This window comes from Thermoactinomyces mirandus, assembly GCF_013868055.1.
GTDB classification, from domain to species: domain Bacteria; phylum Bacillota; class Bacilli; order Thermoactinomycetales; family Thermoactinomycetaceae; genus Thermoactinomyces; species Thermoactinomyces mirandus.
The window spans coordinates 39,837-51,724 of record NZ_JACEOL010000006.1 but is presented as its reverse complement, the minus strand read 5'-3'; the positions used below and the strand labels follow the sequence as shown (position 1 = coordinate 51,724).

The following is an 11,888-nucleotide window of genomic DNA, read 5'->3' as shown; positions in this document are numbered from 1 at the left end:
AGAACTATGGGGAATCTAGAACTTCGATTCATATTAATTCCACTTGCTGTAGCTTTTGGTATAGCCGTAATACTCGGACCGATGGTGATTCCGGTTCTGAGGCGCCTGAAATTTGGCCAGAGCATTCGTCAGGAAGGACCGCAGGCCCATCTGAAAAAAGCGGGAACTCCGACGATGGGCGGAGTCATCATACTTACGGCGATTGTCTTGACTGCTGTTCCGCTTAGCAGCCTGACATTGCTCAATAATAATGACCGGATCATAAACGCCGACCTGTTCTTTTTGGTCTTTGCAACACTGGGATACGGGATTCTCGGCTTTTTGGATGACTATATCAAAGTGGTAATGAAACGCAACCTCGGACTGACGGCAAATCAAAAGCTGTTGGGGCAGCTGTTTATCGGTCTGGTCCTTTTCTGGGTTCTGCTCGTTGTACGGACCGGAAAACCAAACAACTATATTTTCAGCCTGGATATACCGTTTACCGATTTGACGATTCAACTCAACTGGCTGTACCTTCCGCTTCTTCTCCTGATGATGATCGGCGCTTCCAACGCCGTCAACCTGACGGACGGTCTGGACGGATTGTTGTCCGGAACAGCGGTTAGCGCATATGGCGCCTATGCCATTATCGGGATTTTGCAAAGCAACCCGACTGTTACTATTTTTTCGGTTGCCGTTGTAGGAGCCCTGTTGGGATTTCTGGTCTTTAACGCCAATCCGGCCAAAGTATTTATGGGTGACACAGGATCACTTGCCTTGGGCGGAGGAATTGCCGCCTTGGCAGTCATTACAAAAACGGAATTATTATTACCGATTATTGGTGGTATTTTTGTCATTGAAACATTGTCTGTCATGATTCAGGTAACTTCCTTTAAAATCCGTGGCAAGCGGGTATTCCGGATGAGTCCCTTGCACCATCACTTTGAATTGTGCGGCTGGTCCGAATGGCGTGTTGTCACGACTTTCTGGTTTTTTGGATTCCTGTTTGCAATTATCGGTGTATTAATGGAGATGTGGCTTAGATGAAAAAGACAAGCGAATGGGCAGGCCGTTACGTGATCGTATTGGGACTGGCCCGCAGCGGAGTGGCCGTAGCCAAACTGTTAAACGAATTAGAGGCCAAAGTGCTGGTCAATGATTGTAAGCCAAGGGAACAGTGCCCGGAAGCAGATGAACTGGAGATGCTGGGAATTCCGGTTCTTTGCGGGGGCCATCCTGACGATCTGGTCAGTGATGAGGTGGATCTGCTCGTTAAAAATCCGGGAATTCCTTATCATGCGAAGCCGATTGTTCAGGCAATCAAAAAAGGAATTCCTGTCATCACCGAAGTGGAAATTGCCGGGGCCCTGTCAGAAGCGCCGATCATCGGCATCACCGGGTCAAACGGCAAGACGACTACCACGACGCTGGTGGGGGAAATGCTGAGCAAAAGCGGTGTAAAAAACAAGGTCGCCGGAAATATCGGACAGGCACTGGCAGACGTGGTAAAGGACAGTACGGAAGATGAGTGGCTGGTGGCCGAATTGAGCAGTTTCCAGTTAAAAGGAACCCGCTGCTTCAAACCGAAGGCAGCGTCGTTATTGAATATTTACCCGGCACACCTGGATTATCATCAGGATATGGAGGATTATTTTTCCTCAAAACTGAAGCTGTTTCAAAACCAGACCGCCGAAGAAGTGGCCGTGCTGAATCTGGATCATCCTTATTGCCGCCAGGCTGCGGAACAGATTCAAAGCGATATCTGGTGGTTCAGCCGGTTACAGGAAGTCCCGAAAGGGGTTTTCGTTCGTGAGGAAACGGTGATCGCAAAATATTCCGATTCCAGGGAAGAACCTGTTATTCCAGTCAGTGAAATCGCGTTGCGCGGTGATTTCAACCTGGAAAACGTACTGGCTGCAATCGCGTTAAGCCTGGTGGCTGGCGCAAATGTTGCCGGTATTTGTGAAGTGCTGAAAAATTTTCCCGGAGTGGAACATCGCCTGGAATATGTGGCTGCCGTAAACGATGTCCGTTATTACAATGATTCCAAAGCGACCAATCCGCAGGCCGCCACCAAAGCCCTGGAGTCGTTTGCTGAGCCAGTGATCTGGATCGGCGGCGGACTTGACCGGGGAATTGATTTTAAAGAGATGGTCCCTGTTTTCAGAAAGAGAGTCAAGGCCATGATTGCCTATGGACAAACGAGGGACATTTTGATTGAGCGGGGCCGGGAAGCGGAACTGAAGGAAGTCCATGCGGCGGATGATTTGAAAAGCGCCGTAGAAATTGCCTCCCGTCTGGCCGGGCCGGGAGATGTGGTGCTATTGTCCCCGGCATGTGCAAGTTGGGATCAGTACACCTCTTTTGAAGAGCGGGGAAGCATATTTAAGCAGACGGTGCATAATCTTCAAATATAGGAAGCTTGCCCATATTTTCAAGAGGTGAAAGCGCCCATGAAAACAAGGAATAACACGCCTGATTTTGTGATTGTCGTCGCGATCATGCTGCTGTTGTCAATAGGTGTATTAATGGTATACAGTGCAAGTGCCTCTTTTGCATATCACAAATATGGTGATGCCTTCTTTTTTGCCAAGCGGCAGTTATTGTTTGCAGCTTTGGGTGTTTTCCTGATGTTTTGGATCATGCGGTTAGATCCTGACCAATTTCATAAATGGGCAAAACCGGGCCTTATTTTATGCTTTATTTTATTATTGATCGTCCTGATCCCGGGAGTCGGGATTTTGCGCAACGGTGCGAGGAGCTGGCTGGGAATCGGGGCTTTCAGCATCCAGCCTTCGGAATTCATGAAACTGGCGATGATCACTTTTTTGGCACGCATGTTTTCCAATCCCGGTTTCCAGATCCAGCGCTTTACCCGGGGATTTTTGCCGGGACTGGTTTTATTGGGAGCTGCTTTTGGGCTCATTATGCTGCAACCGGATTTGGGGACAGGAACTGTCCTGATGGGAACGGGGATCGTGCTGATTTTTGCCGCCGGAGCAAGAATGAAACATCTTACCTTTTTCCTTTTCCTCGGCATGGCCGGTTTTGCCGGACTGGTTCTGGCGGCTCCCTACCGGATCCAGCGTATTGTTGCTTTCTTTAATCCCTGGCAGGACCCGCTTGGTGCGGGATATCATCTGATTCAGTCATTATACGCGATTGGTCCGGGAGGTCTGATGGGACTCGGGCTGGGAATGAGCAAACAAAAGCATCTCTATCTGCCCGAGCCCCACACAGACTTTGTTTTTTCGATCCTGGCCGAAGAGTTGGGCTTTTTGGGAGCGGCAGCCGTTATTATCCTGTTTGTCGTGCTCGTGTGGCGCGGGATTCGTGTGGCAATCGGGGTGCCGGACATGTTTTGCAGCCTGGTGGCAGCAGGAATTACAGCGATGATCATGATTCAGGCCGCAATCAATATCGGGGTTGTTTCAGGGGCGTTTCCGGTAACGGGAATCACCTTGCCTTTTTTGAGTTATGGAGGTTCTTCCCTGACTTTGACGTTGGTGGCAGTAGGAATTTTGTTGAATTTGTCGAGATTTGTCCGTAAAACTGTTTAACCGGGGAGGAAACAGCATGAAACGAATTTTGTTGTCTGGTGGCGGTACCGGGGGCCATATCTATCCGGCTTTGGCAATTGCACGGGCGGTACGGAAAAGATTTCCCGATGTGGAAATTGCCTATATCGGCACGGAAAATGGCCTGGAATCGCGCATTGTTCCAAAAGAAGGAAACATTCGGTTTTATACGGTGGAAATTCAAGGGTTTAAACGCAGTGTATCCTGGGAAAATGTAAGGACCATCCGCAAATTTTTACAAGCAGTCCGCAAATCAAAACAGTATTTGCGGGAATTTAAACCGAATGTGGTTGTAGGCACAGGGGGCTATGTAAGCGGCCCTGCCGTATATGCCGCACACCAGATGGGCATTCCCACGCTGATTCATGAACAAAATGTTGTGCTCGGCTTGACCACCAAATTCCTGTCTCGTTTTGTCGATGTGATTGCAATTAGTCTGGAAGAGTCGCAGAAATATCTGAGCCGTGCCAATCGCATCGTGTTTACGGGAAACCCCAGAGCGACCGAAGTGGTTCAGGCAAACGCGGTCTTGGGGAGAAAATCGTTGGGGATCAAGGATTCACATAAACCGATTATTCTGTTTTGTGGCGGAAGCCGCGGCGCGAGGGTGATCAACGAAGCCGTGTTGCAAATGATCCCGGAAATGAAAAAAATGCCGGAAGTGCATTTTGTTTATGTTACCGGCGAAGTGCATTACGAAAAAATCCGTTCACAAATTCAAGCTGATGAGATTCCCAATTTGGAAGTAAAACCGTTTATCTATAATATGCCGGATGTGCTGTCCGCCACTTACCTGCTTGTAGGACGTGCCGGAGCATCCACACTGGCAGAGTTGACAGCATTGGGTTTACCTTCTATTCTTATTCCATCCCCGTATGTGACAAATAACCATCAGGAAGCAAACGCGCGATGGTTAGAAGAACAAGGGGCTTCCAAAATGCTTCTTGAAAGTGAATGTAACGCAGAAAACCTGTGGCGTGAAGTGAAGCGCCTGATTGAAAACAAAGAGGAGCACCACGCGATGAGTGAGGCGGCCAGCCGGTTGGGGCGCCCGCACGCGGCGGAGGTGCTGGTAGACGAACTGGAAAAGATTGCTTTTATCCAGGTTTAGCAATGGAGGGTGCCAGGTGGGCATTTGTCACATTCTCTGTTTAGCAGCATAAACTGTGTTAAACCAGGTTGGGATGGACTTTACCGGTGTTTTTTGGCTAGGAGGAGCGACAAAGTGAAACAGATCATAGAAGAACTGAAAAATATTGGGATTGAAGATGTGCGAGTCAATGAACCATTATCCCGTCATACAACATGGAAAGTGGGAGGTCCAGCCGACCTTTTGATATATCCGCGCAACAGACATGAGCTTGAGCGGGCGATGCGGTGGGTTTATCAGCACAAGCTGTCCTGGCGGGTCATTGGCAGAGGGTCCAATTTGCTGGTGCGTGACGGAGGAATACGTGGCGTTGTTTTCAAGTTGGATGAAGGCTTTAATCATTTGAATATTGATGGAAACCGGGTCACTGCAGGAGGAGGGGCTTCGACCATTCTGCTGGCAACAGTGACGGCAAAACAGGGTTTGACCGGTTTGGAATTTGCTGGAGGGATTCCCGGAAACGTGGGTGGTGCCATCTATATGAATGCAGGTGCTCACGGGTCAGATATTTCTAAAGTTCTTCATTCGGCCACCATACTTTTGGAAACAGGAGAATGGGTGACATTATCCAATAAGGAAATGGAATTTCGCTACCGTACTTCGGTCCTTCAAACCAAGCTGAAGGGAATAATCACAGAAGCTACATTTTTCCTGGAGTATGGCGAGCGGGAAGAGATCATGTCACGACTGACATCCTACAAGGAACATCGGAGAAAGACACAGCCATTACAATACCCTTGCGCTGGCAGTGTCTTCAGGAATCCGCCGGGGGATTTCGCTGGCCGCTTAATCCAGGAAGCCGGGTTAAAAGGCTATCGAATTGGCGGAGCTGAAGTTTCTTCCATGCATGCAAACTTTATCATTAACCGCGAACACGCAACGGCACAAAATGTAATCCAGCTCATTCAGCACATCAGGGATACCGTTGAGGAAAAGTTCGGTGTGCGTCTGGAACCGGAAGTGCAGGTGGTGGGTGAAGAATAGACGGAGGTGACACATTGGAACAGTTTGTGATTGAAGGTGGAAAGCCTTTGTCAGGATCTGTTCGTGTCCAGGGTGCCAAAAATGCAACTTTACCCATCGCAGCTGCCGTATTGGCAGAAGGAATCTACAAAATCGAGAATGTCCCGACCTGACGGATATACGGGCCATGTGTGAGATTTTGCAAGCACTGGGGGCAAACATTACTTATCGGCCATCTGCCTTATGGATCGATACAACCAGAATCAGTGGATATGGTATACCTGAACATCTGATGAGGCAGATTCGCTCTTCCGTTTTTCTGATGGGGCCTTTGCTGGGACGCCTGCAAAAGGTGAGTGTAACCAGACCGGGAGGCTGTAACATTGGCAAGCGCCCCATTGATCTGCACCTGAGGGGATTAGCCCAGTTGGGTACGGAAATCAGGGAAACGGAGGAGAAAATTACCTGTGAAGCACCCCAATTGACGGGAAGCAACATTTGTCTCGACTTTCCAAGTGTGGGTGCAACCGAGAATATCCTGATGGCTGCTGTACTGGCAAAGGGAACAACCGTGATCCGGAATGCTGCACGTGAACCGGAGATTGTGGATTTGGCAAGGTTTCTGTCCAAGATGGGAGCAAACATTGAGGGGGCGGGAACGCCAACTATACGCATGACGGGGGTTAAGCGGTTACAAGCTGCTTCTCACCGGGTAATGTCAGACCGGATTGTTGCCGGTTCGTTGGCAATTGCGGCAGCAGTAACACACGGAGAGATTGTGCTTAGAAAGGTAAATGATCATGAGATTGACACAGTGGCCCGGCATCTGGAGCCGATGGGCCTGCAGTTTGGCAAAGCTCCGGAAGGGATCAAGATGCGGTGCAGTTCAGTGATCCGGCCGGTCCGTCATCTGGTGACAGAGCCGTTTCCCGGGTTTCCGACAGATCTGCAGCCGCAAACAACCGTTTTGCTCGCCCTGGCAGACGGGAAAAGCAGGCTGACAGAAAATATTTTCGAATCGCGTCTGAAGCACGTGGATCAGTTGAAGAAAATGGGGGCAGTCATGGATTTGGCCGGGAACACGGTTGAGATCCGAGGGGTGAACCGGTTGAGAGGGGACCAGGTCCGTGCCTCGGATTTGCGTGCCGGGGCTGCCCTGATTATTGCCGGGCTTGCGGCAGACGGCCAGACGGTGATTTATGGTGTGAACCATATTGATCGGGGATATGAGTCGCTGGAAAAGGTGTTTCAGCAATTGAACGGAAATATAAAACGGATCAATATGGAAAAACAGTAGCACAGGCCGGTGCCGCTGTTTTTTGTGTAAAAACCTTTAAACATCGTATATTTGTGGTAATATATAGGGAAGATTAAGTATTTTTACACCTTGGTACAGTCAGGCGAAGAGAGAAGAAAGGAGTAAACACTGGCATGGTGGATGAGCATGTTCCTCCCTTTCGCAACCGGGTTGGTAAGAAACGGTCCCCATCACCATGGATTTTCGCTTTTATTTTTTTGTTTTTTACGGGAGCGTTGTTTGCCATATTCTTGCGATCGCCATTAAGCAAAATTAAAAAGATTGAAGTGACTGGAAATCAACTGGTGCCGGCAGAAGAAATCCTGGCCAGGACACAGTTAAAAAAAGGTGTTTCTTTTTTTGGCGTTCAATCCGAAGAAGTAATTGAGCGGCTTTCTGCCCTTCCGGAAATTGAACAGGTGAGGGTGAAAAAAACGTTTCCTGACAAGATTTCGATTTCCATCAGGGAAAAAGAGCACGCCGCATGGTTTGAAACCAAAGAACAGAAACGCTTTCCCATTCTCTCGGACGGTACCATTCTATCTCACCGTTTGTTATCTTCCCAACAGAACCAGATTGCTTTTACAGACTGGAAATGTTCAGATCCCCTTTTGAAATCAGCCGTACGGGAAATTGCAAAATTGCCAGACTCTATCAAACGTACGATCAGAAAAGTGAAACCTGTTTCCGATCACAGGGATCAGGTGGAGATATGGACTGACCGTTATCATCGTATTTTTGTGAGAGTTGAAGATCTTTCACAAAAAATGAGTTATTATCCCTCGTTTTTTAATCATCCACGAGGTACACTATTTTTGTTGGAAAGTATTTGGTTTATTCCAGAAACGTCAAAGAGAGCATCCTGATTTATGGTGGAAGGTTATTAAAAAAGAAAAATATGGAAAAGGAAATCATTAAAAATGGTTGACTTTAAAAAGGGGAAAGCTCAGCGATTGTTGAATATGGTTTGTGAGTGGTTTTTTCCTCCCTTTTCCTTAATATAATTCAAATGTCTGTCTTAAGTTTGACTCTCGGGCAAGGAGGTGCCCAGGATTTGAGCAATCAGGATTTCGTTATAACTTTGGATATCGGATCGTCACAGGTTCGGGTCATTGTCGCTGAAGTGAATGCAGATGGAACACCGCATATTGTGGGAGTAGGAACAGCAAAATCACAAGGGATGAAAAAGGGAGCTATTATTAATATTGACCAAGCTGTACAATCAATACGTGAAGCGGTAGATCATGCCGAGCGCATGGTTGGCATAGAGATTTCAGAGGTTTTTGTCGGAATATCGGGACATCATATCTCTCTGCAACCGAGTCATGGAGTTGTAGCTGTTTCCAGTGAGGACAGAGAGATCGGATATCATGATATTGACCGTGTCTTGCAAGCATCGAGAGTGATTGCTTTGCCGCCGGAACGGGCCATTATTGAAGTGGTTCCCAAACAGTTTATCGTGGATGGTCTAGATGATATCAAGGATCCCAGCGGAATGGTCGGAGTCAGGTTGGAAGTGGATGCGATCATTGTCACCGGGACAAAAACTATCATGACAAACCTGCTCCGCTGTGTAGAGCGGGCTAACCTGAATATAGGCGGCATGGTCTTTTTACCCCTGGCAGTAAGTGAACTTTGCCTGTCCAATGATGAAAAAAAACTGGGAGTGGTCATGGTCGATATTGGCGGTGGTACCACCACGCTAACGGTCTACCAGCAAGGTCATCTGGCAGGGACTTCTGTTATCCCGATTGGCGGAGAATATATAACCAACGATATTGCGATTGGACTTCGAACACAGACCAGCAGAGCCGAAGAGGTAAAATGCCAGTATGGAGTGGCGAGCAAGGAATTTGCAAAAACCGATGAAACTTTTAAAGTGCAGACAATTGGGACAAGCAGGGAACGGATTGTTACACAACTGGAACTTGCACAAATCATTGAGCCGCGTCTGGAAGAAATGTTTCAGTTAATTCGCCAACAAGTGAAAGTCATGGGTTTTTCCGATGAACCGGCAGGCGGTTATGTATTGACAGGAGGGGTCATGGCCACCCGGCATATTCTGGATGTGGCGCAAAGCCAGCTGGGTGCTGCCGTACGAATCGCCATTCCTCAAAATATCGGTGTCAAGGAGCCTTCATATACGGGTGGGGTTGGCATGATTCACTACTTGCATCAACGCGGGGTATTTCAAATTGAATCGGGTCGGTCGACTCATCACCCTCCTCGACAAAAAAAGCAGCGCGGGCCATCTGCTTTTGAAAAAATGAAAAACTGGTTAAGCGAATTTATCTGATCAAGATTTGATGAGATTATTGGAGGGACAAGACTATGTTGGATTTTGATCTGGAAATGGAGCAAATTGCCCAGATAAAGGTCATCGGTGTCGGTGGTGGCGGAAGCAATGCAGTAAACCGGATGATCGAAGCGGGGGTACAGGGAGTTGAATTTATTGCGGTCAATACCGATTCCCAGGCCTTGAACCGTTCAAAAGCACCCTATCGCCTGCAAATTGGTGAAAAGCTTACCAGGGGGTTGGGCGCCGGAGCCAAACCGGAAATTGGCAAAAAGGCGGCTGAAGAGAGCCACGAGCAAATCGAAAATGTGCTGAAAGGCGCAGATATGGTGTTTGTTACAGCGGGTATGGGCGGTGGTACGGGAACAGGAGCGGCACCGGAAATTGCAGCCATTGCCCGTGATTTGGGAGCCCTTACCGTAGGTGTGGTTACCAAGCCATTTACCTTTGAGGGCAGGAGAAGGACCAGCCAGGCCGAACAGGGTGTGGCAGCGCTTAAAGAGAACGTGGACACATTGATTGTGATTCCCAATGACCGCCTGCTGGAAATCGTTGACAAAAACACGCCGATGCTGGAGGCATTCAAGGAAGCAGACAATGTGTTGCGCCAAGGAGTTCAGGGGATTTCGGACCTGATTGCCGTCCCGGGGCTGATCAACCTTGATTTTGCCGATGTACGCACCATTATGACAGAGCGGGGATCGGCATTGATGGGAATTGGTCAGGCTAACGGGGAAAACCGGGCGGCAGATGCTGCGAAAAAAGCGATTTGCAGTCCGCTTCTGGAAACATCGATCGAAGGCGCCCGCGGTGTGCTGATGAATATTACCGGCGGTTCCAACCTGAGCCTGTATGAAGTCTATGAAGCGGCAGATATTGTGACACAGGCTTCACACTCGGAAGTAAACATGATTTTCGGAGCGGTAATCAATGAAGAGCTGAAGGACGAAATTTATGTAACCGTGATTGCAACCGGCTTTGATCATGAAGAACAACAGAAAAAGGGTTTCAAAATGCATCCGCATCAACAAACAGGACAAGGCAAACCTTCGTTCGTCAATACAAATTCGGATTTGAACCCATATGGCCAGACCAGGGAATTAAAACCGCGGTCTGATGATATTGATCTCGAAGTGCCTACATTTTTACGGACCCGCAAAAATAACAAACTCAATAAATAAATCCAGGTACAGATTTGGCGATCGTTTCCCAGATTCTGAGGGAAGCGGTCGCCGTGCTGTTTTGTGGAATTTTTGCGTGCAATATCCTGATAAATTGAACCGGATTTTCAAGGTAAAGGTGACAAGCAGGTTTCTTTTTGATTTGTTTTTCTGTCACACAATGAAATCCCATGAATCTCCGGAAAGAAATCGGAGAAGGGGTTCCTCCGTTGACCCTTTTTTAACGATGATTCAATATTCAATGTATTGCAGTTAAAGTGATGGCAGGATAGAATCGAAATATACCGATAATTTCGACAATAACGCGGTGTATTTTTTTATCACCGATTTCACCACCAATAAGGCGGAGTGGCACCTTGGCTCACCGAGGGGTCTGGAACGGATTTAAAAGGGGGTCTGGAATGTGAAAAAGGATTTTTTCATCATCGCTTCCCTTCTTTTTCTCAGTTCATGTACGGTGGGAGAAATGGAGATACAACAGGCACACATGGGAGTCATCTATACCGATTCCCTGAGAGAGGACAGCCAGTTTGTCCTGCTGGACAATCATGGCCGCATCATGGATTCGCATAAAATAAAAGAAAAAGGAATATTTCAGATTGCGGAAAAGGGAGATGGAAATTTGCTCCTGCCGGTCACCTTTGGCGAAAGGCTTGTCCATATTTCTTCCGACGGGGATATCACCATGGAAAAGACGCCGATTTATCCGCTGTATACGAGGGAAAAAGGCAAGATCCGGATGACGACATATAACACGCATCTGAATTATGGAACATTGGAAATCAGACAGGGAAACAAAAAGAAATCGGTCAGGTTGGATGGCTTCCTGCGCATAGTCGATTTTGATTCCAGGCATGTGTATGTCTTTGCCACCGTGATTCAGGAGAAGCGGCCTGTTCTGTATGTAATCGATCGGGAAACCGGGACCCGGATCAGGGATCTGAATCTGGAAATTGATCTGGCCAATGATCTGGAAATTACAGAGAAATATATTCTTGTCTCTTCCGTCGCCGAAGGAAATAACAAAATTGCGGTCATCAGCAAGAAGGATTGGCAGCAGCGGTACATATCCTTGCCCTGTTCCCAACCGGAATTCATCTATCGAAATGGCGGAAAAATTTATATTACCCACCGGACACAGGGAGAAATTACAGTGCTCGACGAGAACACTTTCAAGGTTTTGCAGGTTTCCCGCTTGCCCCAGTCCATATTTAAGGCAAGGCTGTTAAAGGACAAACTTTATGTACTGTCCCAGGCGGATGGCAAAAAAACGGCCGGAATAATCGGAATTTATGATATCCATACCTGGAAACAGGAAAAAAGGATTTTGCTGCCGAAGATCCGGAATACACTGGTTCAGGATTTAACGGTCATTCAATAACCCATACGGTTGCAGCCGGTTTCTGTCAGGAAGCAGGCTGTTTTTAACTTCAATTCCATA

General features: G+C 47.8%; 9 protein-coding genes and 1 pseudogene. All 10 read left to right on the top strand.

The features are described 5' to 3' along the window. The first annotated feature begins 6 nt into the window (after positions 1-6). Positions 7-1,029 carry a phospho-N-acetylmuramoyl-pentapeptide-transferase gene (mraY, locus tag H2C83_RS02290; protein WP_181737351.1) on the top strand — a complete coding sequence of 341 codons (1,023 nt, stop codon included), beginning with the start codon at positions 7-9 and terminating at the stop codon, positions 1,027-1,029. Next, entirely contained in the window at positions 1,026-2,399 is a 1,374-nt protein-coding gene (gene murD, locus H2C83_RS02285; RefSeq protein WP_181737349.1) for a UDP-N-acetylmuramoyl-L-alanine--D-glutamate ligase, read from the top strand. The genes mraY and murD overlap by 4 nt, the downstream gene beginning before the upstream one ends. A gap of 36 nt (positions 2,400-2,435) precedes the next feature. Next, positions 2,436-3,542 (top strand): stage V sporulation protein E, encoded by a 1,107-nt coding sequence (spoVE, locus tag H2C83_RS02280; RefSeq protein WP_181737347.1) that lies wholly within the window; start codon positions 2,436-2,438, stop codon positions 3,540-3,542. 16 nt (positions 3,543-3,558) lie between these two features. Further along, positions 3,559-4,671, top strand: a complete 1,113-nt coding sequence (gene murG / locus H2C83_RS02275) for an undecaprenyldiphospho-muramoylpentapeptide beta-N-acetylglucosaminyltransferase (RefSeq protein ID WP_181737345.1) — start codon at positions 3,559-3,561, stop codon at positions 4,669-4,671. A gap of 114 nt (positions 4,672-4,785) precedes the next feature. After that, positions 4,786-5,694: a UDP-N-acetylmuramate dehydrogenase gene (murB, locus tag H2C83_RS02270; protein WP_181737342.1), complete on the top strand. Its 909-nt coding sequence runs from the start codon at positions 4,786-4,788 to the stop codon at positions 5,692-5,694. Positions 5,695-5,708: 14 nt separating this feature from the next. Next, positions 5,709-6,970 (top strand): annotated as a pseudogene (gene murA / locus H2C83_RS02265) (UDP-N-acetylglucosamine 1-carboxyvinyltransferase). Between the two features lie 134 nt (positions 6,971-7,104). Next, positions 7,105-7,836 carry a cell division protein FtsQ/DivIB gene (locus H2C83_RS02260; protein ID WP_181737341.1) on the top strand — a complete coding sequence of 244 codons (732 nt, stop codon included), beginning with the start codon at positions 7,105-7,107 and terminating at the stop codon, positions 7,834-7,836. Between the two features lie 188 nt (positions 7,837-8,024). Beyond that, the gene (ftsA, locus tag H2C83_RS02255; protein WP_181737339.1) at positions 8,025-9,266 is read left to right on the top strand and encodes a cell division protein FtsA; all 1,242 of its coding nucleotides are present in this window, start codon (positions 8,025-8,027) and stop codon (positions 9,264-9,266) included. A 35-nt stretch (positions 9,267-9,301) separates the two neighbouring features. Beyond that, positions 9,302-10,447 (top strand): cell division protein FtsZ, encoded by a 1,146-nt coding sequence (gene ftsZ, locus H2C83_RS02250; RefSeq protein ID WP_181737337.1) that lies wholly within the window; start codon positions 9,302-9,304, stop codon positions 10,445-10,447. A 403-nt stretch (positions 10,448-10,850) separates the two neighbouring features. Then, positions 10,851-11,828 carry a YncE family protein gene (locus H2C83_RS02245; RefSeq protein WP_181737335.1) on the top strand — a complete coding sequence of 326 codons (978 nt, stop codon included), beginning with the start codon at positions 10,851-10,853 and terminating at the stop codon, positions 11,826-11,828. The last annotated feature ends 60 nt before the right edge of the window (positions 11,829-11,888 follow it).

Coding starts and splice junctions, on each gene's coding strand:
- mraY (WP_181737351.1), top strand. CDS start 7: ATGGGGAATCTAGAACTTCGATTCATATTAATTCCACTTGCTGTAGCT.
- murD (WP_181737349.1), top strand. CDS start 1,026: ATGAAAAAGACAAGCGAATGGGCAGGCCGTTACGTGATCGTATTGGGA.
- spoVE (WP_181737347.1), top strand. CDS start 2,436: ATGAAAACAAGGAATAACACGCCTGATTTTGTGATTGTCGTCGCGATC.
- murG (WP_181737345.1), top strand. CDS start 3,559: ATGAAACGAATTTTGTTGTCTGGTGGCGGTACCGGGGGCCATATCTAT.
- H2C83_RS02260 (WP_181737341.1), top strand. CDS start 7,105: ATGGTGGATGAGCATGTTCCTCCCTTTCGCAACCGGGTTGGTAAGAAA.
- ftsZ (WP_181737337.1), top strand. CDS start 9,302: ATGTTGGATTTTGATCTGGAAATGGAGCAAATTGCCCAGATAAAGGTC.